The following is a 23,188-nucleotide window of genomic DNA, read 5'->3' as shown; positions in this document are numbered from 1 at the left end:
ACCGCCTCGGTCAACGCGTCGAACAACGGCGGCCCGATCTATAACAACAACACCAGCGGCACGTCTTATGGTTTCCAGGTAGAAACCTGGTTCTAAGTTAGCAGGCGTTGTAAGTCTAAATCAACCTGGCGCATCCTTCGCGGATGCGTTTTTGGCGCCGTCCCGTGATATAAATGCAATGTAGTCATTTCATGGATCACGGCGCCGTCTTTATACCAAGATGATGCCCGTTTGCAAGCGGGTCTGAGCACAAGAGCGCCGGCACAGGCGCAGATTTCACCTTTTTCGGCCCCCGTATGCCGAAGCCCCCTAAAAGCTTGATCAAAAAAGGAATGTGGAGATGAAACTGAAATTCAAGATTACCCAACTGGCCGCGTTGACCACCCTGGCATTCGCCGGCAGCGCCTTTGCGACCGACGTGGAAGTGTTGCACTACTGGACCTCCGGCGGCGAAGCGAAGTCCGTGGGCCAGTTGCAGCAAATCGTGAAGGAAAGCGGCTTTGGCTGGAAAGACTTCGCCGTGGCCGGTGGCGCTGGCGAAAACGCCGCGACCGCGCTGAAAACCCGCGTCATTTCCGGCAATCCGCCAACGGCCGCCCAGATCAAGGGCCCGTCGATCCAGGAGTGGGGCGCGGAAGGCGTGCTGGCCAATATCGATGATGCCGCCGTTCCAGGCAAATGGGATGCCGTGCTGCCTAAAGTCGTCGCCGACATCATGAAATACAAGGGCCACTACGTTGCCGCTCCCGTCAACGTCCACCGCGTCAACTGGATGTGGGTCAATCCGGAAGTGCTGAAAAAAGCCGGCGTGGCCACCACCCCGACCACCTGGGATGCGTTCTTCGACGCGGCCGAGAAAATCAAGAAATCGGGCGGCATCGCGATCGCCCACGGCGGCCAGCCTTGGCAGGACGCCACCGTGTTTGAATCCGTCGCGCTGGGCGTGGGCGGCACGGAATTCTACAAAAAGGCCATCCTCAAGCTGGACCAGAAGGAATTGACCGGCCCGACCATGCTCAAGGTGTTCGACACCCTGGGCAAGGTGAAGACCTACATCGACAAGGATGCGGCCGGCCGCGACTGGAACCTGGCCACCGCCATGGTCATCAACAACAAGGCCGGCTTCCAGTTCATGGGCGACTGGGCCAAGGGCGAATTCACGGCCGCCGGCAAGGTGCCGGGCAAGGACTACCTGTGCGTGGCCGCGCCTGGCACGGACAAGGCCTACACCTTCAACATCGATTCGTTTGCCATGTTCACGCAAAAGGATGCGAATGCGAAGAAAGGGCAGATCGCCCTGGCCAACGCCATCATGAATCCGAAGTTCCAGTCGATCTTCAACCTGAACAAGGGTTCCATCCCCGTGCGTTCCGGCGTTTCCAAGGACAAGTTTGACGCTTGCGCCCTGAAATCGATGGAAGACATGGACGCCACCAACAAGAACGGCGGCCTGGTGCCATCGTTCGCCCACGGCATGGCGCTGCCATCGGCCACGCAAGGCGCCGTAACCGACGTCATCGCCAAGTTCATGAACACCAACATGAGCTCGAAAGACGCGGTTGCAGCCCTGGCCAAAGCGGCAAAAGTGAAGTAATCACGACGGCGCCGGCATTCCCGTCGGCGCCCGCTGCATCGCATGCATCGCAGGCGCCCGCCCTGGCGTTCGACCAGGCCGGCGCCACACGCAGTTCTACTTCAACGGCTGTCCTATGTCCATACGCAAGCAATTCGACCGATGGATACCGCAGATGGTGCTGGGCCCCACGCTCATCGCCAGCCTGGTATTCGTCTATGGTTTTATCTTTTTGACCGGTTGGCTGTCGCTGACCGAATCGCGGCTGATGCCGAACTACGAGTTCGCCGGCCTGGTGCAATACATCGAGCTGTTCGACAACGAGCGCTGGTGGACCTCGCTCAAGAACCTCGGCATCTTCGGTGTCCTGTTCATCGCTTGCAGCATCGCCATCGGCCTGTTCCTGGCCATCCTGCTGGACCAGAAAATCCGCGCCGAAGGCGCGCTGCGCGCCATCTACCTGTATCCGATGGCGCTGTCCTTCATCGTCACCGGCACGGCCTGGAAATGGATGCTCAATCCCAGCCTGGGCCTGGAAAAGGTCATGCACGACTGGGGCTGGACCTCGTTCACGTTCGACTGGCTGGTGAATTCCGACATGGCCATCTACACGGTGGTGATCGCCGGCGTCTGGCAGTCGTCGGGCTTCGTCATGGCCCTGTTCCTGGCCGGCCTGCGCGGCATCGATGATGAAATCATCAAGGCTGCCCAAGTCGATGGCGCGTCGCTGCCGACGATCTACTGGCGCATCGTGATTCCCGCCATGCGTCCCGTGTTCTTCAGCGTGCTGCTGATCCTCGCGCACATCGCCATCAAGAGCTTCGACCTGGTCATCGCATTGACGGCTGGCGGACCTGGCAATTCGTCGTCCGTGCCGGCCATCTTCATGTACCAGTTTTCCTTCACCCGCGGCCAGCTGGGCCTGGGCTCGGCATCGGCCATGATGATGCTGGCCACCATCGTGGCCGTGCTCGTGCCGCTGATGTATCTGGAAACGCGCAGCGCAAAGGCGATGAGATGACACACACTCCTACACGTAACAACAAGCTCACCCTGGGACGGGTGGTGCTGTACCTGCTGCTGATCCTGTTCGCGGTGTACTACATCGTGCCCCTGTACGTGACCCTGTCGACGTCGTTCAAGTCGCTCGACGAGATTCGCAGCGGCAACCTGCTGGCCTTGCCGCACGTGTGGCAATTCGATTCCTGGGCCAAGGCCTGGTCGTCGGCCTGCACGGGCGTCACCTGCGACGGCATGCAGCCGTTCTTCTGGAACTCGATCAAGATGGTGATTCCCGCCGTGCTGATCTCGACCTTCCTGGGCGCCTTCAACGGCTATGTGTTCGCGCACTGGCGCTTCCGCGGTTCGGAAATCCTGTTTGCCGCCTTGCTGGTGGGCTGCTTCATTCCGTTCCAGGTGGTGATCCTGCCGATGGCGCGCCTGCTGGGCGAATTCGGCCTGGCCAATACCACCACGGGCCTCGTCTTCGTGCACGTGGTGTATGGCACGGCCTTCACGACCCTGTTCTTCCGTAACTACTACATCGGCGTGCCGGAAGAACTGATCAAGGCGGCGCGCATCGATGGCGCCGGCTTCTTCCTGATCTTCCGCAAGATCGTGCTGCCGATTTCGGGTCCGATTTTCGTCGTCTGCATCATCTGGCAATTCACGCAGATCTGGAACGACTTCCTGTTCGGCATCGTCTTCGCCAGCGGCGATTCGCAGCCGATCACGGTGGGCTTGAACAACCTGGTCAACACGTCCACGGGCGTGAAGGAATACAACGTCAACATGGCCGCCGCGGTGATTGCCGCGCTGCCGACCCTGCTGGTCTATCTGGTCGCAGGCCGTTATTTTGTGCGCGGTCTGACCGCAGGCGCAGTCAAAGGTTAAGGAAAGAATATGTCCAGTTTATCGATACGCAGCATCCGCAAGGTGTACACGAATGGCGTCGAAGTCTTGAAAGGCATCGACATCGAGATCAAGGATGGCCAGTTCCTGATCCTCGTCGGTGGCTCCGGCTCCGGCAAGTCGACCTTGCTCAACATGGTGGCCGGCCTGGAAAGCGTCACGTCCGGCGAAATCCTCATCGACGGCAAGGTGGTTAACGACCTGCCGCCGAAGGACCGCGACATCGCCATGGTGTTCCAGTCCTACGCGCTGTACCCGTCGATGACGGTGCGTGAAAACATCGCGTTCGGCTTGAACGTGAAGAAGGTGCCGAAGGCGGAGCAGGAAGAAATCGTCGCCCGCGTCGCCGAAACCCTGCAGATCACGCACTTGCTGGACCGCCGTCCGGCGCAGCTGTCCGGTGGCCAGCGTCAGCGCGTGGCCATGGGCCGCGCCATCTCGCGCAAGCCGTCGCTGTTCCTGTTCGACGAACCGCTGTCGAACCTGGACGCCAAGCTGCGCGTGGAAATGCGCGCCGAGATCAAGCTGCTGCACCAGCGCCTGAAGGCCACCATCGTCTACGTCACGCATGACCAGATCGAGGCGATGACCATGGGCGACCTGATCGCCGTCATGAAGGATGGGGTGGTGCAGCAACTGGGCACGCCGCAGGAAATCTACGACAACCCGGCCAACCTGTTCGTGGCGGGCTTCATCGGTTCGCCATCGATGAACTTCATCACCGTCAAGCCTGTCATCGAAGGCGAAACGGTGTCCGTCGCCATCGACAACGCGGGCAAGACTCTGCGCCTGGCCTTGCCATTCGCCGCCGACAAGCTGCGCAGCCATGCGGGTCGCGACGTGATCCTGGGCGTGCGCCCGGAGCAGATCACGGACATGAGCAGCGCGCACGGCGACGTGGGCCAGGAACTGGGCTGCCTGATCGACCTGGTCGAGCCGACCGGTCCCGACACCTTGCTGACGACGCGCCTGAACGGCGCGGCAGTGACTTGCCGCACGCACCCGCGCGAAGCCGTGCTGCCGGGGCAGACCATGCAGCTGTCGTTCAACCTGTCGAAAGCGGCCCTGTTCGATCCGGAGAATGGCGAACGCATCGCGTAAGCGGCACCTGCAATAGACAACGGCCCGCTTGTCAGCTGACAGGCGGGCCGTTGTTGTTTACACCGCGGCGCTTATTGTGCCAGCGATTTTTTGTAGGCGATGGCGTGGCGCAGCTTGCCCTGGTCTTCGGTCAGCTCATCGAACGCTTCCCGGTTGACTTCGCGCAGCGCGCCAAGGTCCGCCGCGCGCTTGCCGCCGCTGACGATATCCGTCGCTGGCAGCGCCACCATCGCCTGCGCCGCCAGAAGGATGACGCTGGCATATGCGGCCGGATCGCGCAGGTCGGCATGCGCCAGGTCCAGCGCCGTTTTGCGGCGCAGCCAGTCGGCCCAGTAAAATTCAAGAAATTCCGTGGCGTTGGCGGGTGGTTCGTAGCCGATCCCGCGCGTAAAGTAGACGAGCGAGCGGTAGGGGTCGTCGCCCAGCGATTGCAGGCCGATGGCGGATGGCAGTTGCTGCGGCGTGATGGCCTGGTTCCTGCCGTTTTTCAGCCAGACCTTGTTTTCCTCGCGCATGCGGGTCCAGAACGCCGCTTCGTCCAGCGCGCTGAAATTGTCGCTGACCTTGACCCACACCTGCAATTGATGATTGCGCCCGCCATCGGCATCCCAAAAGGTGGAAAACGTGTGGTGGCCATCGGTCAGGTAGACGATGCCGCGCGGGCCGATGACGACGGTCTTCATGTCGTCGGGACGGCTGCCCACGGCCGCCTTGCAGCGGTAGCTGGCCGGCGGCGCGGCCAGGGTGGCGCCGGCCACATTGGCCGTGCCAGGCAAGACATCGCCCTGGCCATTCGCCTCGCACAGGTCGGCGAATTTTTTCGGCTTGGCGATGTCGGCGATGTGCTTTTCTTCGGCCGCATAGCGTCCCAGCTTGTAATACACCTGGTCGTAGCCGATGGCCGGCTGAGTCGGATGCAGTTCATCGAGGCGCACCTGCAGGATGCGCGGCTGGGCGGCGCTGCCGACGACGGTCGCCATCAGCGCCTGCTGGCGCGCGCTGAGGATCGGCTCCCTGGCCCACGCCGCATGGCTGAAGGACAGGGCCAGCAGCAGGGCGCCGGCAGCGTGCGTAGTGTAGCGTGGCATGTCTTGCTCCTTTAACGCTGGCGCTTCATTCCAGCAGGGCGCTGGGCACGCGCGGCGACGACATTAGCCCGCGGAAGGCGGCCCAGTGTGCGGCGCGCGTCGCGCCCTGGCGCTCGACATAGGCTTTCGCCATGTCCTGGCCCAGGTTGTAATTGATGACGTACGCGCCCATGGCGTCGTAGAACTGCAGGCGCTGCGCGGATTTTTCGGCCGGATACAGGCGCAAGTTGACCAGCCATTCCAGCGCCGCTTCGCGGCTCAGGCTGCCTTCGAGGTACTGGCGCGCGATGTCGTTGTCGGCATAGCCTAGCTTGGCCAGCAACTGGTTCAGCTGCGCGTAGCGGGGCGCCAGCGCTGGGTCCAGGCCGGCCAGCGGGTACAGCACCTGCTGCTCGAACGCCAGCCGCTCCGCATCCGTGAAACTCAGTTCGATGCCGTAATTGGCCGTGCCTTCGGCGATCAACGATTGCGGCGAGTACAGCGGATAGATGCTGTATTCCATCCAGCCCCTGCCGCGCACCAGGTCGCGCTCCAGCAGCACGTTGTATACGTGGTGGCCCGGATACGCTTCATGGCAGCCCAGGTCGACGGCGCGATCGATGTACACGGGCAAGTCCGTATTGATCTGGATCACGCTCTGGTAGTTGCCCTTGTACCAGTTGTAACCGCTCCACGGCTTGCCGGTGACAAATTCCAGCACGAAATCCTCGCCTTCGGGCAGGGCGATGTACTGCAAGGTGCGCTCGCGGCCCGCGCGGATGGCCGCTTCCATGACGGCGCGCAGCTTATCGGCGGGAATGACGAGTTGCGCGCGCAAGGCGTTCACGCGTTCGCTGACCGTGCCGTCGCCCGGCAGCAGGGCGTCGATTGCCGCCACCAGTGCTTCATAGTATGCACGGCCGTGATGGGGCGAGACGGCGTCGTACAGGCGCGCGCTTTCGGTGTCGAAATCGAGGCGTGCGCCTTGCAGCATCTCCACCTTGGCCAGCACGGCTTGCAGCTGCTTGCGCAGGTTGAGGGCGCGCAAGGATGCGTCATCGGCCAGCAGGGCCAGCGCCTTGTCTGTCGCGGCCTTGATGTCGCTCAAACCCTGTTGCTGTTCTACCGCTTCCTGCTGCCATGCGGGCGGGCCGTAATACGCGTCGACATACGAGGCATCGTGCTGGCCCATGGCCAGGACCAGCTTGACGTAGCGTTCGGCCACGTCGGCGAGGGAGGGGGAGTGGCTGTCGTCGTTTGTCATGGTGGCCTTGGTTTTCGCGGTTGGGCAGGCGCTTATTGTATAGCGCAATGGCATGCGCGTGAGGCGTGTACGCGTCACATCATTTCTTTACAGTAATTGGGAAAATACATCTTGATATAGCTCAGTGAACCTGACATTCAAGGCCTGCTTGAGCGGGTTTGGTAGCAAGATGGCGTGGTCCTCCTTTTACGTATCAGCGTGATTTTCCCCTTGATTTTTCTTCGTTTATGGACGAATATGATGTACGAGATCCGCCATTACCTGACGTCATCGGGCAGGGATTTGTATACGGAATGGCTGAAGCGCCAGCGCGACAACACGGCCAGGGTGGCCATCGTGCGCCGCGTGCTGCGTATGATTGCCGGCAACTTTGGCGACCACAAGTTTTGTCATGACGGCGTGTGGGAGTTGCGCATCGATGTGGGGCCTGGCTACCGCGTGTATTACGCTATCGCCGACGGGCAGATCATTTTATTATTGTCTGGTGGCGACAAACGCACGCAGCCGAAAGATATCGAATACGCCTGTGCCTGCTGGCACGACTGGAAGGAGAGAGGACATGAGCGAGGACATCCGCAAACCACCGAGAGACCGCTCGCATGACGAGGCGATGGCTGAGCTGTACCGCGACGATCCCGCCTTCGCCCTGGAATTGATCAACAATATCCTTGCCGACGGCGACCACGGGGAACTGCTGGCCGTGCTGCGCCAGCTGACGCGCGCTTTTGGCGGCGTGCCGGCCGTGGCGCAGGCGGCCAGGCTCAATCCCACGCAGCTGTACCGCACCCTGTCGCCCGAGGGCAATCCCTCCTTGAGCACCTTGACGGCCATCCTTGATGCCATGGGCTTGCGGCTGGCCGTGGAACCCAGGCAGCCCGAACGTCCATTTCCTGCGCCGGCCGCCTGAGTCCAGCGGCGCCCTAAAACTCCACCGGCCGTGCTTCGCGCATCGCTTGCGTCATGGCCAGGCCGATGCGCGTCGCTTCCGTCGCGTCGTGCAAGGTCAATGACAAGGTGCGCCGGCCCAGCGCCGCATCCGTGAACTCCTGCGCCTCGATCAGGAAGGCGTCGGCGAAGCGCGCATAGAAGTCCGGCGTGCATTCATTGCGCACGCCATGCGCATCCGAAATTTCCACCCGGTTCAGGCGCGGATTGCTGCCCACGGCCAGGCGGCCTCCCGTGCCGAACACCTCCGTCAGGGTTTCATGGCCATGCGCCATGGTGCGCGAGGCCATGAAGCTGGCCATGCTGCCATCGGCAAACTCGACCGTGGCCAGGCCGTTGTCGACGTCGCCGAACGTCTGCAAGCCCGTGTGGATGGCGTTGGTGCCGCTCGCATACACGCGTTTGGGCACGGGATTGCCCAGCAGCCAGCGCGCCAGGTCGATATCGTGCACGCTGCAATCGAGAAAGATGCCGCCGCTGGTGGGGGCGAAGCGCATGAAGGCGCCGCTGGGGTCGTTCTGGTCGCAGGTTTGCGAACGCACCAGATACGGCTTGCCGATCAGACCCTGGGCGATCTTTTGCTGCGCGTCATGGTAGCTGGCGTCGAAACGCCGCACGAAGCCGATCATGATGGTCAGCTGCGGGTGGCGTGCCGCTTCCGCCTCCACTTTCAGGCAGTCGTCCAGGTCCAAGGACAGCGGTTTTTCGCAAAACACGTGCTTGCCGGCGCGCAGGGCGGCGATGATCTGCTCCACATGCAGCGACGTGGGCGTGACGAGGAAGACGGCGTCCAGGCCCGGGTGGGCCAGCAGGGCGTCGTAGTCGGCATAGCCGGTGGTGATGCCCAGCGTGCTGGCGGCCCAGTCCAGTTCGGCCGGCACGGGACTGCAGGCGGCCACGACTTGCGCATTCGGCACGCGCTGCGCGAGGTTGATGGCGTGGCGCTGGCCCAGCCGGCCCAGGCCGACGATGCCGACGTTTAATGTTGGGGATGACATGGTGTCTCCAGATGGCTTTATTATTGGTTTATACAGTGACCACGCGCTGTTCGCGCCACGACAAGGTGGCCGCTTCGGCCAGTTCCAGCGCCTTCAAACCATCGTGCACGGTGGTGCGCAGCGGCGTGCCGCGGGTGAGGGCGTCAAAGAAGTGCGCCATTTCCTGCGCATACGCCACGCGATAGCGTTCCAGGAAGAAATCTTCCGGCTTGTCCACGCTGACGTTCACCGGGCCATAGGCCGTCACTTCCGTCGGCTTGTGGTTGCCCGCCTGCAGCATGCCGGCGCTGCCCAGCACTTCGAAGCGCTGGTCGTAGCCGTAGGCGGCGCGGCGCGAGGCATTGATCTGACACAAGCGTCCCTTGGCCGTGCGGATGGTGACGACGGCCGTGTCCAGGTCGCCCGCTTCGCCGATGGCGGGGTCGACCAGGCAGCTGCCCGTGGCGTGCACGCTGACGGCTTCATCGTCGAGTATCCAGCGGAAGATGTCGAAGTCATGGATCAGCATATCCTTGAAGATGCCGCCGGAAACCTTGATGTAGCTCACGGGCGGCGGGCCGGGATCGCGGCTGGTGACGACCAGCAATTCCGGCGTGCCGATCTCGCCCGCCGCGATGCGTGTCTTGACGGCATTGAAAGTCGGGTCGTAGCGGCGCTGGAAACCCAGCATGCACAGCACCTTGGCTTCCTTGACGGCGGCGGCGCAGGCGCGCGCCCGGGCTATCGTCAGGTCGACGGGCTTTTCGCAAAAGATGGCCTTGCCGGCGGCGGCCGAGCGCAGGATCAGGTCCGCGTGCGTGTCCGTGCTCGAGGCGATGACGACGGCCTTGATGGCCGGGTCGGCCAGCGCCGCGTCCACCGTGGCGCTGCTGCCGCCATGCAGGGCTGCCAGCGCGGCGGCCGCTTCCTGGTTGACGTCGACCACGTACTTGAACTGCACGCCGGGTTGGGCAGCCAGGTTGGCCGCGTGGATTTTGCCGATGCGTCCGGCGCCGAACAACGCTACTTCAATCATCATGTTCTCCTGGGGTGTGGATTTCTTCGATGTCGAGCTCTAATTTGTATGCCAGCGCGATGAACAGCGCCTGGCACAGGCAGATGGTGCTGGTCAGCGAGCGGAAGGCGAAGGCGCTGCCCTCGGTGACGGTGAGCAGCGCGTCGGCGGCCCGCGCGAGCGGGGCCAGCTTGCTGTCGGTAATCACGAGGACCTTGGCGCCCTTGTCTTGCGCCGCCTTGATGCACTGCTGGGTTTCCTTGCCGTAAGGCGAGAAACTGATGGCGATCGCCACATCGCGTTCGCGCACGCTGCGCATCTGTTCGCGGTGCATGCCGCCCAGTCCGCTAATCAGGTGCACGCGCTTGTCCGTGTGTTCCAGCGCGTAGGCGATGTAGGAGGCGATCGGAAACGACCGGCGCACGCCGATCACATAGATGTTTTCCGCTTTCAGCAGCAGGTTGACGGCCGCTTCCAGCTGCGCGTCGTCGAGTCCGGCCGCCAGGTCGTCGAGACCGGCGCGGCTGGCGCCGACGAACTCGCGCGTCAGGTCGCCTGCGCTGAGGGCGGCATCGCGCGTGGAAATGAGCTTGCGGATGCGCTGCTGGTAGTCGGGCGTGGCGCCGGCCTGGTCCGTGTAGGCCTGGCGGAACACGTCCTGCATTTCCGAAAAGCCCGTATAGCCGAAGCGCTGCGCGAAGCGCACGATGGCCGACGGCTGCACGTCGCAGGCGGCGGCGATGTCGCTGATGCGTTCGAGCATCAGGCTGGCCCGGTGCTTTTCGATGTATTGCGCGATGACTTTCAGCTGGCGCGACAGATTGTCGTACTCGGCGGCAATGTGCTGCATCAGCTGTTCGATGGGGGCGGTGGCTGCCATGGTTACTCCTCGGTGTACTTGCTGGGCCGCGCCGGCGTATCAATGCGCGCCGCGGCTGCTTCTGGCGAGAATTATAGGAGGGAATCTCAAAAATAGAAATGAATTTCTATTTAAATTATTTTTGAAAATTTTATTGCATTTGTCTTTTTTGTGGCCTAAGCTGTGCGCAGTGCATCGGGTCTTGCCGGTTTTCCGGCTCCCCGCTGACACGCGACAAAAGCTGGCAACTATAAAAATTAATCCTTCAAGGAGACATTCATGCAAAGCAATAAGCGTAAGGGATTTCTGAAGAGCCTGGCCATGCTGGGCCTCGGCCTGGGACTGGGGCTGGGCATGAGCGCCAGCCACGCGGCGGGCGAGAAATTCGTGCTGATCAGCCATGCGCCTGATTCCGATTCCTGGTGGAATACGATCAAAAATTCCGTCAAACAAGCAGGCGAAGACTTCAATGTCACCGTCGACTACCGCAATCCGCCGAATGGCGACCTGGCCGACATGGCGCGCCTGGTCGAGCAATCGGCGGCCCGCAACTACGACGGCGTGATCGTCAGCATCGCCGACTTCAGCGTGCTGCAAAAGCCGCTGGGCCTCGTTGCTGCCAAGAAGATTCCATTCGTCACGATCAATTCCGGCACCCTGGCGCAAAGCGAGCAGTTGGGCGCCGTGATGCACGTGGGCCAGCCTGAATACGAGGCAGGCAAGGGCGCCGGCGAAAAAGCCAAGGCGGCCGGCATCAAGTCCTTCGTTTGCGTGAACCATTACGCGACGAACCCATCGTCGTTCGAGCGTTGCCGCGGCTTTGCCGAGGCCATCGGCGTCGATTTCAAGGCCGCCACCTTGGATGCGGGCGAGGATCCGACCACCATCGAAAGCAAGTTGAGCGCCTACCTGCGCAACAATCCGAAAACCCAGGCCGTGCTTGCGCTGGGACCCACGTCCGCCCACGCCTCCCTGAAGGCACTGGAAAAAATGGGCTTGAAGGGCAAGATGTGGTTCGCCACGTTCGACCTGTCCGATGAAATCTCGAAAGGCATCAAGGATGGCAGCATCCAGTTCGCCATCGATCAGCAACCCTACCTGCAAGGCTATATCCCAGTTGCCGTGCTGGCCATCATGAAGCAGGACAAGACGACGGACCTGGCCAAGGTGCGCGAAAAGCTGATGAATAACGCCAAGTTCAAGGCGCGCCTGGCCGAATATGGCCTGGCGCCATCGTATGGCCCGCGCCATATCGGTTCCGGTCCTGGGTATGTCACCAAGGACAATATCGGCAAAGTAGAGAAATACGCCGGCCAGTTCCGTTAAGCCCCCGCTTTTCAGTTCAATCAAGACCTTAGTCGTTGTCCCCGCGCGCAGGCCATGCTTGCCGGCGCGCGGGTCCTGCCGCCCTGGAATTGTTGTCGAGGCTGGTAGGTTGCTATAAAACAAGGGAGACATAGCATGAGTACCGTGAAATTAAGCGTGGAGCAGGGTGGCATGGCCGCCTCGGGCACGCCGCCGCAAAAGCAGGGGTTTGATGAGCGCGTGGGGCAGGTCAGCTGGCTCAAGCGGCTGTTCAGCCGCCCGGAATTCGCCTCGATCTCGGGCGCCATCCTGGTGTTCGCCTTCTTTATCCTGACGGCCGGCGACTCCGGCATGTTCAACCTCGATGGCGTGATCAACTGGGCGCAAGTGGCCGCCTACCTGGGCATCATCGCCATCGGTGCCTGCGTATTGATGATCGCCGGCGAATTCGACCTGTCGATCGGCTCCATGATCGGCTTTGCCGGCATGATGATCGCCATCCCTTCCGTCTACTTCCACTGGCCCGTGTGGGCCGCCATCCTGTTCGCCTTTGCCGGTTCGATGGCGCTGGGCTGGCTCAACGGCTACCTGGTCATCAAGACGCGCTTGCCTTCGTTTATCGTCACCCTGGCCTTCCTGTTCATCCTGCGCGGCCTGACCCTGGCCCTGTCCATCATGTTTGCCAACCGCACCATCGTCAGCGGCATCGGCGCGCTGGCGGCCGACGACTGGCTGGCCATGACCCTGTTCCATGGCGAAGTGGGCACCTCGCTGTTCGCCTGGATGGCCAAGGCGGGCTGGATCACGGCGCTCGACAATGGCGCGCCATTGGTCAAGGGCATCCCCAAGGTCATCGTCTGGTGGGCCGGCCTGGCGCTGGTGTCCGGCTTCGTCCTGGCCCGCACCCGCATCGGCAACTGGATCTTCGCCGTCGGCGGCGACGCCAACGCGGCCAAGAACGTGGGCGTGCCCGTGAAAACCATCAAGGTATCGCTGTTTGTCTTCACGGCCTTCTGCGCCTGCCTGTTTGCCACGCTGCAAGTATTTGACGTGGGCTCGGCCGCCGCCGACCGCGGCATGCAAAAGGAATTCGAAGCCATTATCGCGGCCGTCATCGGCGGCGCCTTGCTGACGGGCGGCTACGGTTCCGTCGTCGGCGCCTGCTTCGGCGCGCTGATCTTTGGCGTGGTGCAGATCGGCATTACGTATACCAATATCAATTCGGACTGGTTCCGCGTCTTCCTCGGCGTCATGCTGCTGATCGCGGTACTGTTCAACAACTTTGTCCGTGCGCGTGTCACGGAAGCGAGATAAGCCATGAGCGAATACATCCTTGCGCTGGAAAACATCAGCAAACGTTTCGGCTCCGTCATCGCCCTGCAAAACGTCACCCTGCGCCTGAAGCCGGGCGAAGTGCACTGCCTGCTCGGTGATAACGGCGCCGGCAAGTCGACCCTGATCAAGACCCTGGCAGGCGTGCACCGGCCCACCGATGGGCAGTATCTGGTCGATGGCCAGCCCGTCAGCTTCAATTCGCCGAAGGAAGCGCTCGACCTGGGCGTGGCCACCGTCTACCAGGATCTGGCGCTGGTGCCCTTGCTGTCCGTGGCGCGCAATTTCTTCATGGGCCGCGAGCCGATCCGTAAAATGTTTGGCGTGCTGCCCGTGATGGATATGGAGTACGCGGCCACCACGGCGCGCGACAAGCTGGCTGAAATGGGCATCATGGTGCGTGATCCGCACCAGGCCGTGGGCACCATGTCGGGCGGCGAGCGGCAATGCCTGGCCATCGCCCGCGCCATCCACTTCGGCGCGCGCGTGCTGATTCTCGACGAGCCAACGGCGGCCTTGGGCGTGAAACAATCGTTCAATGTGTTGAAACTGATCTACAAGGCGCGCGAACGGGGCTTGTCCGTGATCTTTATTACCCACAACGTGCACCACGCCTACCCCGTGGGCGACTCGTTCACCCTCTTGAACCGGGGCAAGTCGCTGGGCACTTACACCAAGGAAACCGTTTCCAAGGATGAAGTACTCGACATGATGGCGGGCGGTGCGGAAATGCAAACGCTGATGAGTGAACTCGACGGTGTCACGATTTAAGGATAGCCATGAATAATTCCACACAATTTGCCCAGGGCCGCGCGCTGGACGTGATCTGCCTGGGCCGCCTGGCCGTGGATCTGTACGCGCAGCAGATCGGCAGCTCGCTGGAAGACGCGACCAGTTTCGCCAAATACCTGGGCGGCTCGTCGGCGAACATCGCCTTCGGCACGGCCCGCCTGGGCTTGAAGTCGGCCATGCTGTCGAAGGTGGGCGACGACCACATGGGACGTTTCTTGACGGATACCCTGTCGCGGGAGGGTTGCGACGTCAGCCATGTCGGCATCGACCGCGAGCGCCTCACGGCCCTGGTGATGCTGGGCATCAAGGATAAAAACACGTTTCCCCTGATTTTTTACCGTGAAAATTGCGCCGACATGGCCATCGACCCCGAGTCGGTGGATGCGGCCTTCATCGCGTCGAGCAAGTCGCTGCTGATCACCGGCACGCATTTTTCCACGTCCGCCATGCACGCCGTCAGCACCCAGGCCCTGCAACTGGCCCGCGCCAACAACGTGCGCACCGTGCTCGACATCGATTACCGGCCCGTGCTGTGGGGCTTGTCGGGCAAGGCCGATGGCGAAACGCGTTTCGTCTCGAACGAAGGCGTGACCAGCCACTTGCAGGCGATCCTGCCGCTGTTCGACCTGATCGTCGGCACGGAAGAGGAATTCATGATCGCCGGCGGCGGCGCGGACATCATGGCCAGCTTGCGCGCCGTGCGGGCCGCCACCCTGGCGACCCTGGTCGTCAAGCGCGGGCCGCTGGGCAGCGCCGTCATCGACAATGTGGTGCCGGCCAGTCTCGACGATGCGTATAACTACCGCGGCGTGCGCGTGGACGTGCTCAACGTGCTGGGCGCGGGCGACGCCTTCCTGTCGGGATTCCTGAAAGGCTGGCTGCGCGGCGAGGATTACGCGGCGTGCTGCCGCTACGCGAATGGCTGCGGCGCCCTCGTCGTGTCGCGCCACGGCTGCGCGCCGGCCATGCCATCGCCCGTCGAGCTCGACTATTTTCTCGCCAACGCGGCCACGCTGAGCCGTCCCGACCAGGACGCGACCCTGGCGCGCCTGCACCGCACGACGGTGGCGCGCAAGCAATGGAATGAGCTGTGCGTGTTTGCCTTCGATCACCGCACACAATTCTTTGAGCTGGCGCAACAGACGGGCGCGCCCGAAGCGGCCATTTCGGCCTTGAAACAATTGATGGTGCAAGCCGTGGCGCAGACGGAAGCGGCCTTGCATCTGGCCGGCAAGACGGGCGTGCTGATCGATGGCCGTTATGGCGTCGATGCGCTCAATGACGCGACGGGGCGCGGCTGGTGGATAGGCCGGCCCGTGGAATTGCCGGGTTCGAATCCGCTGCAATTCGATTGGGGCCGCTCCATCGGTTCGCATTTGCTCAGCTGGCCGAAGGAACACGTGATCAAGTGCCTGGTGCAACTGCATCCGGACGACGCCGTGGAAAACCGATTGGAACAGGAAGCGCAGATCAAGGCCCTGTATGACGCGGCGCAAGTGAGCGGTCACGAACTGTTGCTCGAAGTCATACCGTCGGACGCCTTGCCGCAAAGTGAAGACACCGTGTATCGCGCGGTGAAACGGCTGTACAACCTGGGCATCTATCCGGAATGGTGGAAGCTGGAAAGCATGTCGGCCAAGCAATGGCAAGCGATCGATGCCCTGGTGCAGGAGCGCGATCCGTATTGCCGTGGCGTGGTATTACTTGGCCTGAACGCGCCCATCGCCGCCCTGGCCGACAGTTTTGAACAGGCCAGTGCCAGCAGCACCTGCCGCGGCTTCATGGTGGGCCGCACCATCTTCCAGGAACCGAGCCGCCGCTGGCTGGCCGGCGAGCTGGACGATGCGGCCCTGATCGCCGCCGTGCGCGCCAACTTCGAGCAGCTCATTTCCCTGTGGCAGCGCACGCGCAACCGCCTGGAGCGTGCCGCATGAAGACGACGATCCGCTTGACCATGGCGCAGGCCCTGGTGCGTTATCTGTCGGTATTGCGTACGGAGGACGGCCAGTCTTTGTTCGGCGGCGCCTTCGCCATCTTTGGCCACGGCAATGTGGCCGGCATCGGCGAGGCGCTGTACCAGTACCGGGAATCCTTGCCCACCTACCGCGCGCACAACGAACAGGCGATGGCGCATGCGGCCATCGCCTATGCGAAAGCCCACATGCGCCGGCGCATGCTAGCCGTCACCAGTTCCATCGGCCCCGGCGCCACCAATTTGCTGACGGCCGCCGCGCTGGCGCACGTGAATCGCCTGCCGGTCTTGCTGTTGCCCGGCGACGTGTTCGTCTCGCGCGCGCCGGACCCGGTCTTGCAGCAGCTGGAAGACGCCGGCGACGGCAGCGTGTCCGTCAACGATGCCTTCAAGCCGCTGTCGCGTTACTTCGACCGCATCGTCTATCCGGAACAGTTGCTGACCGCCTTGCCACGGGCCATCGCCGCCTTGACGGACCCGGCCGCCTGCGGTCCCGTCACCTTGTCCCTGCCGCAAGACGTGCAAACGATGGCATATGACTATCCGGCCGACTTTTTCGAACCGCGCAGCGTGCGTTTCCGCGCCGTGCCGCCCGTCGAGCAGGAGCTGGAAGAGGCTGCCGCACTGTTGAAAGAGGCGAAACAGTCGCTGATCGTCGCCGGCGGCGGCGTGCTGTATGGCCAGGCCGGCGCCGCGCTGCGGGCGTTCGCCGAGCGCCACGGCATCCCCGTGGCGGAAACCCAGGCCGGCAAGAGCAGCTTGCCGTGGGACCATCCCTTGCAGTTGGGCGCCATCGGCGTCACCGGTTCGCCCGCCGCCAACGCGCTGGCGGCGCAGGCCGACGTGGTGCTGGCCGTCGGCACGCGCCTGCAGGATTTCACGACGGGCTCGAATTCCCTGTTTGCGCAGGCGCAACTGGTCAGCCTGAACGTCAACAGTTTTGACGCCCTGAAGCGCCGCGGCCTCGGTGTACAGGCGGACGCGACACTGGGCTTGCAGGGACTGTCGCGGCTGCTGGGCGGCTGGCACAGCGCGGGCCAGTGGCTGGAGCGCGCGCGGCAGGAGGCGAATGCCTGGCGCGCCACCGTGCTGGCGATCACGGGAAAACGGGACGTGGCCGGCTTGCCGTACGACGGCGAAGTCATCGGCGCCGTGCAGCGCTCGGCGCCGGATTCTGTTGTGCGCGACATCGTCGTCTGCGCGGCGGGCACCTTGCCGGCCGAACTGCACAAGCTGTGGCGGACAAGCACACCGGGCGGCTACCACATGGAATACGGCTACTCGTGCATGGGCTATGAAATCGCGGGCGGCCTCGGCGTCAAGATGGCGAAACCCGATGCCGAGGTGATCGTCATGGTGGGCGACGGCAGCTATCTGATGATGAATTCGGAAATCGCCACCTCCGTCATGCTCGACAAAAAACTCATCATCGTCGTGCTCGACAACCGGGGCTACGGCTGCATCAACCGCTTGCAGCAGGCCTGCGGCAACGCCTCGTTCAACAATATGTTGCCCGACGGCGCACCGCGTATCGACTTCGCCCTGCATGCGCAAGCGCTGGGGGCGCTGTCCGAGCACGTGGCCAACATCGCCGAGCTGGAACAGGCCATGCTGCGCGCCCGGGATGCTTCGCGCACGTATCTGATCTGCATCGACACGGACGCCACGCGCACGACGCAGGAGGGCGGCTGCTGGTGGGAAGTGGCCGTGCCCGAGGTCTCCACCCAGCCCGGCGTGCAGCTTGCCCGCGCCCGTTATGAACTCGACCGCCAAGGACAACAACAATGAACGCACCAACATGGAATGTGAAGATCGGCATCAATCCGATCTCGTGGATGAACGACGATTTGCCCAGCCTGGGCGGCGAGACGCCGCTGGAAACTGCTTTAAAAGAGGGCGCCGAGATCGGCTATGTGGGGTTTGAACTGGGCAACAAGTTTCCGAAAGATGCCCCGGCCCTGAACGCCGTGCTGGGCAAATACCATCTCGCCTGCGTCTCCGGCTGGTATTCGGGCCGCCTGGCGCACCGCTCCGTCGAGGAAGAGATCGCAGCAGTCCAATCGCATTTACATTTACTTGCCGACAGCGGCGCCAGCGTCATGGTGTACGGCGAAGTGGCCGACGCCATCCAGGGCGAAGCGCGGCCTTTATATAAGCGCCCGCGTTTCCAGTCGCAGCGGCAATGGCAGGATTACGCCGACAAATTGACGGCCTTTGCGCAACACTTGCTCGACCACGGCGTGCGCCTGGCCTACCACCACCACATGGGCGCCTACGTGGAAACGCCGGCCGACGTGGACCAGTTGATGGCCTTGACGGGGGCCGAGGTCGGCTTGCTGTTCGACACGGGCCACATCACGTTTGCCGGCGGCGACGCGCTGGCGGTCTTGAACAAGCACATCGACCGCATCTGCCACGTGCATTGCAAGGACGTGCGCCCCAACGTGGTGAAACTGGCGAGGAATGGCCACTGGAGCTTCCTGCAGGCCGTCATCAATGGCGCCTTCAGCGTGCCCGGCGACGGCTGCATCGACTTTCCCGCCATCCTCACGCGGCTGTATCTGCATGGCTACGCGGGCTGGCTGGTGGTGGAGGCGGAGCAGGACCCGGCCGTCGCGCCCAGCTATCAATATGCGAAGATGGGCCACGATTACCTGGCGCGCCTGGTTGACGCGATTCCGCGCTTGAAACGGGAGGCGGCATGAGCCCGCTGCTGGTCAAAGCGGCCAAGACCGGCGGCAAGATCGTCGAAGTCACGCCAGAGTCCGCCGGCTGGACGCACGTGGGCTTCGCCGCGCATCGTCTGGCGGCCGGCGAGAGTCTGAATCTGGAAACGGGCCGCCGCGAACTGTGCCTCGTCGTGCTGACGGGCACGGTGACGGTGCGGGCCGGTGAACAGACCTGGGACGCCATCGGCAATCGCCAGAGCGTGTTTGACGACGTCTCGCCCCATGCCGTGTATGTGCCGCTGGAAACATCCGTCGGCATCACGGCCGTGGGCAATGCGGAAGTGGCGCTGTGCAGTGCGCCGGCCACCAAGCACCGTCCGGCGCGCCTGATCGAGCCAGCTTCCATGACGCGCTCGGTGCGCGGCAAGGGCGCCAATACCCGTTATGTGTGCGACATCCTGCCGCAGACGGCCGAGGCCGATGGCTTGCTGGTGGTCGAGGTGGTCACGCCGTCCGGCCACTCGTCCAGCTATCCGCCGCACAAGCACGACAGCGACAATATTCCGCTGGAAAGTTCGCTGGAAGAAACGTATTACCACCGCCTGCACCCGGAGCAGGGTTTTGCGTATCAACGGGTCTACACGGACGACCGTTCCCTCGACGAGGCCATGGCCGTGGAAAACCACGACGTGGTGATGGTGCCGCGCGGCTACCACCCCGTCACCGTGCCGTATGGCTACGACGGCTATTACCTGAACGTGATGGCCGGCCCGCGACGCGTGTGGCATTTTAAAAACGACCCGGCCCATGACTGGCTGATGACGAAATAAGCAAGGACAAGACAATGACGACCCCGATGATTGGCCACTTTATTGGTGGCAACCCCATGGCCTCGCGCTCCGAGCGCACGAGCGACGTTTTTAACCCCGCCACGGGCGCCGTGAGCGCCAGGGTGGCGCTGGCGACGCCTGCCGAGTTGAACGCGGCCGTGGCCGCCGCCCACGCGGCCTTTCCCGCCTGGTCGCAGACCTCGCCGCTGCGCCGCGCGCGCGTCATGTTCAAGTTCAAGGAATTGCTGGAAGAGCATGCCGACCAGCTGGCCGAACTGATCACGCGTGAACACGGCAAGGTGTTCACGGATGCGAAAGGGGAAGTGACGCGCGGCATCGAAGTGGTGGAGTTTGCCTGCGGCATCCCGCAGATGATGAAGGGCGAATATTCGGAACAGGTGGCCGGCGGCATCGACGCCTGGTCGATCCGCCAGGCGCTCGGCGTCTGCGTCGGCATCACGCCGTTCAACTTCCCCGTGATGGTGCCGATGTGGATGTTCCCGATGGCGATCGCCTGCGGCAATACGTTTGTATTAAAGCCGTCGGAGCGCGACCCGTCGGCCAGCCTGCTGCTGGCGCAGCTGTTGACGGATGCGGGCTTGCCGGACGGCGTCTTCAACGTGGTGCAGGGCGACAAGGAGGCCGTGGATGGCTTGCTGCACCACCCGGACGTGCGCGCCGTCAGCTTCGTCGGTTCCACGCCGATCGCCGAATACATCTACGCCACCGGTTGCGCGCAGGGCAAGCGCGTGCAAGCCCTGGGCGGCGCGAAAAACCACATGGTCGTCATGCCGGACGCGGACATTGCGCAGACGGTGGACGCGCTGATGGGCGCGGCGTTCGGCTCGGCCGGCGAGCGCTGCATGGCCATTTCCGTCGTCGTGGCGGTGGGCAATGTGGCCGACCAGCTGGTGGAAGCCTTGGTGCCGCGCATCGCGGCCTTAAAGATCACGCAGGGCATGGATCTGTCGGCCGAGATGGGGCCGGTGGTGACGCAGGCGCACAAGGACAAGATCGCCGGCTACATCGCCACGGGCGTCAAGGAAGGCGCCAGGCTGGTGGCCGACGGGCGCGGCTTCGTCTTGCCCGGCCACGAGCACGGCTTTTTCCTCGGCGGCAGCCTGTTCGACCACGTCACGCCGGAGATGACGATCTACAAAGAGGAAATCTTCGGCCCCGTCCTGTGCATCGTGCGCGTGCCCGATTTCGCCAGCGCGCTGGACCTGGTCAATGCGCATGAGTATGGCAACGGCACGGCCATCTACACGCGCGACGGCAACACGGCGCGCGAATACACGCACCGCGTGCAGGTGGGCATGGTCGGCGTCAACGTGCCGATTCCTGTGCCGATGGCCTTCCACAGCTTCGGCGGCTGGAAGCGCAGCCTGTTCGGCGACCACCACGCGCATGGCCCGGAATCGGTGCGTTTCTACACGAAACAGAAGGCCGTGACGCAGCGCTGGCCGGCCTCGACGGCGGCCGGGGCGGAATTCGCCATGCCGACCTTGAAGTAAGCCAGTTGTAAAGCCATCTGGTTCGTTTCTTGCTTACTGCAATGGCTAATCGTTTAGCCATTGCAGATCGCTCCCATGACGTCCAGCCGTACCCAGCCTTTGCGCATCGTTGTCGTCAACACTATTGTCGAGCACGGCGTGCACGCGGATGCGGCCCTGGCTGCCCAGGTACTGCGCGGCAATGCCTTGCGCATCGGCTTGCTGGAATCGGGCTTCGACATCGTCGCCTCGCTGCCAGCCGACCTCTACCTCCCCGAGCGCATCGCGCAACTGCAGCCTGATCTCATCATCATCGACGCCGAATCGGATGCGCGCGACGTGCTCGAGCACATCGTCATCGCCACGCGCGACGAGCGCCGCCCCATCGTCCTGTTCACGGAAGACGGCGCCACGGCCAGCATCGACGCGGCCATGGCGGCCGGCGTATCCGCCTATATCGTGGCCGGCTTGCAGGCCGAGCGCATCTTGCCCGTGCTTAACGTGGCGCTGGCGCGCTTTCGCCAGGAAGAAAAACTGCGCGCCGAATTGCTCGACACGCGGCACAAGCTGTTTGAGCGCAAGGTGATCGAGCGGGCCAAGGGCCTGTTGATGACGCATCACGGCTTGACGGAAGACCAGGCTTACCAGCGCTTGCGCAGCATGGCCATGAACAAGAAATTGAAGCTGGCGGACATTGCCCAGCGTATCCTCGACGTGGAGGACTTGCTGGGATGAATCGTCCATTTCCTGATACATGCTGGTGCAACGCACCATTCCGGTGCGTCTCCAGTTGGCTCGGACAGCGCATGCACAGGCACGGTCCTTGCTGCTGGATGGGCATGACCTTGCCCATGTCGGCGCGGCAAAACAGTACTTATCAGCAAGGAATGGTATGACACAGCAAGCGGGCGCCACTGCCCACACGATGCGGCCCCTGCAGCCGGAAAAGCAGACGATACGCATCGGCTACCTGCCGCTGACCGATTGCGCCTCGCTGGTGATGGCGTCGAAGCTGGGCCTGGACGAGAAATACGGCATCAAGATCGAACTGAGCCGGGAGATGTCGTGGGCCGGCGTGCGCGACAAATTGAATAACGGCGAACTCGACGCTGCCCACGTGTTGTACGGTCTCGTGTATGGCGTGCAGATGGGCATCGGCGGGCAGCAGAAGGACATGGCCGTGCTGATGAACCTCAATCACAGCGGCCAGGCCGTGACATTGTCGGCCGCGCTGGCGCGTGTAGGCGTGCACGACGGCCTCACCCTGGCGCGGCACATGCGCGGCGCGGCGCGGCCTTTTGCGTTCGCGCATACTTTTCCGACCGGCAACCACGCGATGTTGCTGCAATACTGGCTGGCCGCGCACGGCATCGATCCGCTGCGCGATGCGCGCGTGATGACCGTGCCGCCATCGCAGATGGTGGCGGCCTTGCGCGCGGGCCAGATGGATGGCTTTTGCGCCGGCGAACCGTGGGGCTACAAGGCCATCGTCGACGGCGTGGGCGTGACGGCCACGACCAGCGGCGCCATCTGGCCCGACCATCCGGGCAAGGTGCTGGGCACCAGCGCCGCGTTTGCGCACGCGCATCCGAACAGCTGCCGCGCCCTGATCGCCGCCGTGCTCGAGGCGGGGCGCTGGATCGACGCCAGCGACGCCAACCGGCTGGCCATGGCGGCCACTCTCGCTGAGCCTGCTTATCTGAATACACCGCAGGAAATGCTGGCGCCGCGCATCCTCGGCCATTACCAGGATGGGCTGGGCAAGACCTGGGACGAGGCGCACGGTTTGCGCTTCCACCAGGACGGCGCCGTGAATTTCCCCTACCTGTCCGACGGCATGTGGTTCATGACCCAGCACCGGCGCTGGGGCTTGCTGCGCGACGAGCCCGATTACCTGGCGGTGGCAAGGCAAGTCAACCGCCTCGACCTGTATCGCCAGGCGGCGGAAATGACGGCCACGCCCTTGCCGGCCTCACCGATGCGCAGTTCGACCCTGTGCGACGGCGTCGTGTGGGACGGCAGCGCGCCGGAAGCGTATGCGGCATCGTTTGCCATCGGCCATTTTTTCTGATTGGAGAGTTCA

General features: G+C 63.1%; 21 protein-coding genes. 16 read left to right on the top strand and 5 right to left on the bottom strand.

The window, feature by feature from the left end:
• Positions 1-340 precede the first annotated feature (340 nt).
• From J0O65_RS23725 to J0O65_RS23710, 4 genes are all read left to right on the top strand, one after another.
• The gene (locus tag J0O65_RS23725; protein WP_215409637.1) at positions 341-1,594 is read left to right on the top strand and encodes an ABC transporter substrate-binding protein; all 1,254 of its coding nucleotides are present in this window, start codon (positions 341-343) and stop codon (positions 1,592-1,594) included.
• A 115-nt stretch (positions 1,595-1,709) separates the two neighbouring features.
• Positions 1,710-2,594, top strand: coding sequence for a carbohydrate ABC transporter permease (locus J0O65_RS23720; protein ID WP_215409636.1), 885 nt, complete (start codon positions 1,710-1,712; stop codon positions 2,592-2,594).
• Positions 2,591-3,466 (top strand): carbohydrate ABC transporter permease, encoded by an 876-nt coding sequence (locus J0O65_RS23715; RefSeq protein ID WP_086147271.1) that lies wholly within the window; start codon positions 2,591-2,593, stop codon positions 3,464-3,466. The genes J0O65_RS23720 and J0O65_RS23715 overlap by 4 nt, the downstream gene beginning before the upstream one ends.
• Positions 3,467-3,475: 9 nt before the next feature.
• Positions 3,476-4,585, top strand: a complete 1,110-nt coding sequence (locus J0O65_RS23710; RefSeq protein WP_215409635.1) for an ABC transporter ATP-binding protein — start codon at positions 3,476-3,478, stop codon at positions 4,583-4,585.
• 71 nt (positions 4,586-4,656) lie between these two features.
• On the opposite strand, the gene J0O65_RS23705 is transcribed toward J0O65_RS23710, so the two are convergent.
• Together J0O65_RS23705 and J0O65_RS23700 are read right to left on the bottom strand one after the other, a co-directional pair.
• Complete coding sequence (locus J0O65_RS23705) at positions 4,657-5,673, bottom strand: ParB/Srx family N-terminal domain-containing protein (RefSeq protein ID WP_215409634.1); 1,017 nt, start codon at positions 5,671-5,673, stop codon at positions 4,657-4,659.
• A gap of 25 nt (positions 5,674-5,698) precedes the next feature.
• Entirely contained in the window at positions 5,699-6,916 is a 1,218-nt protein-coding gene (locus J0O65_RS23700; RefSeq protein WP_215409633.1) for a hypothetical protein, read from the bottom strand.
• Positions 6,917-7,153: 237 nt separating this feature from the next.
• On the opposite strand from J0O65_RS23700, the gene J0O65_RS23695 reads away from it, so the two are divergent.
• Both J0O65_RS23695 and J0O65_RS23690 read left to right on the top strand, forming a co-directional pair.
• Positions 7,154-7,519: a type II toxin-antitoxin system RelE/ParE family toxin gene (locus tag J0O65_RS23695; RefSeq protein ID WP_502793589.1), complete on the top strand. Its 366-nt coding sequence runs from the start codon at positions 7,154-7,156 to the stop codon at positions 7,517-7,519.
• Entirely contained in the window at positions 7,476-7,823 is a 348-nt protein-coding gene (locus tag J0O65_RS23690) for a helix-turn-helix domain-containing transcriptional regulator (protein WP_152252340.1), read from the top strand. Before J0O65_RS23695 ends, J0O65_RS23690 begins: the two co-directional genes overlap by 44 nt.
• 13 nt (positions 7,824-7,836) lie before the next feature.
• Here J0O65_RS23690 and J0O65_RS23685 read toward each other — a convergent pair whose 3' ends face one another.
• The 3 genes from J0O65_RS23685 to J0O65_RS23675 are packed head-to-tail and all read right to left on the bottom strand — an operon-like array spanning position 7,837 to position 10,733.
• Positions 7,837-8,859, bottom strand: a complete 1,023-nt coding sequence (locus J0O65_RS23685; protein WP_215409632.1) for a Gfo/Idh/MocA family oxidoreductase — start codon at positions 8,857-8,859, stop codon at positions 7,837-7,839.
• A 28-nt stretch (positions 8,860-8,887) separates the two neighbouring features.
• Positions 8,888-9,874, bottom strand: a complete 987-nt coding sequence (gene iolG / locus J0O65_RS23680) for an inositol 2-dehydrogenase (RefSeq protein WP_215409648.1) — start codon at positions 9,872-9,874, stop codon at positions 8,888-8,890.
• Positions 9,867-10,733, bottom strand: a complete 867-nt coding sequence (locus tag J0O65_RS23675) for a MurR/RpiR family transcriptional regulator (RefSeq protein ID WP_034757651.1) — start codon at positions 10,731-10,733, stop codon at positions 9,867-9,869. The genes iolG and J0O65_RS23675 overlap by 8 nt, the downstream gene beginning before the upstream one ends.
• Before the next feature lie 300 nt (positions 10,734-11,033).
• Between J0O65_RS23675 and J0O65_RS23670 the strand changes: the two genes are divergently transcribed.
• The 10 genes from J0O65_RS23670 (at position 11,034) to J0O65_RS23625 (ending at position 23,176) form a co-directional block, all read left to right on the top strand.
• Positions 11,034-12,038 carry a sugar ABC transporter substrate-binding protein gene (locus tag J0O65_RS23670; RefSeq protein WP_251373947.1) on the top strand — a complete coding sequence of 335 codons (1,005 nt, stop codon included), beginning with the start codon at positions 11,034-11,036 and terminating at the stop codon, positions 12,036-12,038.
• 171 nt (positions 12,039-12,209) lie between these two features.
• Positions 12,210-13,331: an ABC transporter permease gene (locus J0O65_RS23665; RefSeq protein ID WP_077409079.1), complete on the top strand. Its 1,122-nt coding sequence runs from the start codon at positions 12,210-12,212 to the stop codon at positions 13,329-13,331.
• 3 nt (positions 13,332-13,334) lie between these two features.
• On the top strand, positions 13,335-14,120 hold the full coding sequence (locus J0O65_RS23660) for an ATP-binding cassette domain-containing protein (RefSeq protein WP_215409630.1): 786 nt from the start codon (positions 13,335-13,337) through the stop codon (positions 14,118-14,120).
• A gap of 8 nt (positions 14,121-14,128) precedes the next feature.
• Positions 14,129-16,075, top strand: a complete 1,947-nt coding sequence (locus J0O65_RS23655) for a bifunctional 5-dehydro-2-deoxygluconokinase/5-dehydro-2-deoxyphosphogluconate aldolase (protein ID WP_215409629.1) — start codon at positions 14,129-14,131, stop codon at positions 16,073-16,075.
• The gene (iolD, locus tag J0O65_RS23650) at positions 16,072-17,901 is read left to right on the top strand and encodes a 3D-(3,5/4)-trihydroxycyclohexane-1,2-dione acylhydrolase (decyclizing) (RefSeq protein ID WP_215409628.1); all 1,830 of its coding nucleotides are present in this window, start codon (positions 16,072-16,074) and stop codon (positions 17,899-17,901) included. The genes J0O65_RS23655 and iolD overlap by 4 nt, the downstream gene beginning before the upstream one ends.
• Positions 17,898-18,818 carry a myo-inosose-2 dehydratase gene (gene iolE, locus J0O65_RS23645; RefSeq protein WP_215409627.1) on the top strand — a complete coding sequence of 307 codons (921 nt, stop codon included), beginning with the start codon at positions 17,898-17,900 and terminating at the stop codon, positions 18,816-18,818. Before iolD ends, iolE begins: the two co-directional genes overlap by 4 nt.
• Positions 18,815-19,612: a 5-deoxy-glucuronate isomerase gene (iolB, locus tag J0O65_RS23640; RefSeq protein ID WP_215409626.1), complete on the top strand. Its 798-nt coding sequence runs from the start codon at positions 18,815-18,817 to the stop codon at positions 19,610-19,612. Before iolE ends, iolB begins: the two co-directional genes overlap by 4 nt.
• A gap of 14 nt (positions 19,613-19,626) precedes the next feature.
• The gene (locus J0O65_RS23635) at positions 19,627-21,126 is read left to right on the top strand and encodes a CoA-acylating methylmalonate-semialdehyde dehydrogenase (RefSeq protein ID WP_215409625.1); all 1,500 of its coding nucleotides are present in this window, start codon (positions 19,627-19,629) and stop codon (positions 21,124-21,126) included.
• Positions 21,127-21,201: 75 nt separating this feature from the next.
• Positions 21,202-21,840, top strand: coding sequence for an ANTAR domain-containing response regulator (locus tag J0O65_RS23630; RefSeq protein ID WP_215409624.1), 639 nt, complete (start codon positions 21,202-21,204; stop codon positions 21,838-21,840).
• A 157-nt stretch (positions 21,841-21,997) separates the two neighbouring features.
• Positions 21,998-23,176: a CmpA/NrtA family ABC transporter substrate-binding protein gene (locus J0O65_RS23625; protein ID WP_215409623.1), complete on the top strand. Its 1,179-nt coding sequence runs from the start codon at positions 21,998-22,000 to the stop codon at positions 23,174-23,176.
• Positions 23,177-23,188: the final 12 nt, after the last annotated feature.

The sequence above is a fragment of the Janthinobacterium sp. JC611 genome (assembly GCF_018682595.1).
Classification (GTDB): Bacteria; Pseudomonadota; Gammaproteobacteria; order Burkholderiales; family Burkholderiaceae_D; genus Janthinobacterium.
The sequence above is the reverse complement of the archived record's forward strand: the minus strand, read 5'-3'. Positions and strand labels throughout refer to the sequence as shown.

Coding starts and splice junctions, on each gene's coding strand:
- J0O65_RS23725 (WP_215409637.1), top strand. CDS start 341: ATGAAACTGAAATTCAAGATTACCCAACTGGCCGCGTTGACCACCCTG.
- J0O65_RS23720 (WP_215409636.1), top strand. CDS start 1,710: ATGTCCATACGCAAGCAATTCGACCGATGGATACCGCAGATGGTGCTG.
- J0O65_RS23715 (WP_086147271.1), top strand. CDS start 2,591: ATGACACACACTCCTACACGTAACAACAAGCTCACCCTGGGACGGGTG.
- J0O65_RS23710 (WP_215409635.1), top strand. CDS start 3,476: ATGTCCAGTTTATCGATACGCAGCATCCGCAAGGTGTACACGAATGGC.
- J0O65_RS23705 (WP_215409634.1), bottom strand. CDS start 5,673: ATGCCACGCTACACTACGCACGCTGCCGGCGCCCTGCTGCTGGCCCTG.
- J0O65_RS23700 (WP_215409633.1), bottom strand. CDS start 6,916: ATGACAAACGACGACAGCCACTCCCCCTCCCTCGCCGACGTGGCCGAA.
- J0O65_RS23695 (WP_502793589.1), top strand. CDS start 7,154: ATGATGTACGAGATCCGCCATTACCTGACGTCATCGGGCAGGGATTTG.
- J0O65_RS23690 (WP_152252340.1), top strand. CDS start 7,476: ATGAGCGAGGACATCCGCAAACCACCGAGAGACCGCTCGCATGACGAG.
- J0O65_RS23685 (WP_215409632.1), bottom strand. CDS start 8,859: ATGTCATCCCCAACATTAAACGTCGGCATCGTCGGCCTGGGCCGGCTG.
- iolG (WP_215409648.1), bottom strand. CDS start 9,874: ATGATTGAAGTAGCGTTGTTCGGCGCCGGACGCATCGGCAAAATCCAC.
- J0O65_RS23675 (WP_034757651.1), bottom strand. CDS start 10,733: ATGGCAGCCACCGCCCCCATCGAACAGCTGATGCAGCACATTGCCGCC.
- J0O65_RS23670 (WP_251373947.1), top strand. CDS start 11,034: ATGCTGGGCCTCGGCCTGGGACTGGGGCTGGGCATGAGCGCCAGCCAC.
- J0O65_RS23665 (WP_077409079.1), top strand. CDS start 12,210: ATGGCCGCCTCGGGCACGCCGCCGCAAAAGCAGGGGTTTGATGAGCGC.
- J0O65_RS23660 (WP_215409630.1), top strand. CDS start 13,335: ATGAGCGAATACATCCTTGCGCTGGAAAACATCAGCAAACGTTTCGGC.
- J0O65_RS23655 (WP_215409629.1), top strand. CDS start 14,129: ATGAATAATTCCACACAATTTGCCCAGGGCCGCGCGCTGGACGTGATC.
- iolD (WP_215409628.1), top strand. CDS start 16,072: ATGAAGACGACGATCCGCTTGACCATGGCGCAGGCCCTGGTGCGTTAT.
- iolE (WP_215409627.1), top strand. CDS start 17,898: ATGAACGCACCAACATGGAATGTGAAGATCGGCATCAATCCGATCTCG.
- iolB (WP_215409626.1), top strand. CDS start 18,815: ATGAGCCCGCTGCTGGTCAAAGCGGCCAAGACCGGCGGCAAGATCGTC.
- J0O65_RS23635 (WP_215409625.1), top strand. CDS start 19,627: ATGACGACCCCGATGATTGGCCACTTTATTGGTGGCAACCCCATGGCC.
- J0O65_RS23630 (WP_215409624.1), top strand. CDS start 21,202: ATGACGTCCAGCCGTACCCAGCCTTTGCGCATCGTTGTCGTCAACACT.
- J0O65_RS23625 (WP_215409623.1), top strand. CDS start 21,998: ATGACACAGCAAGCGGGCGCCACTGCCCACACGATGCGGCCCCTGCAG.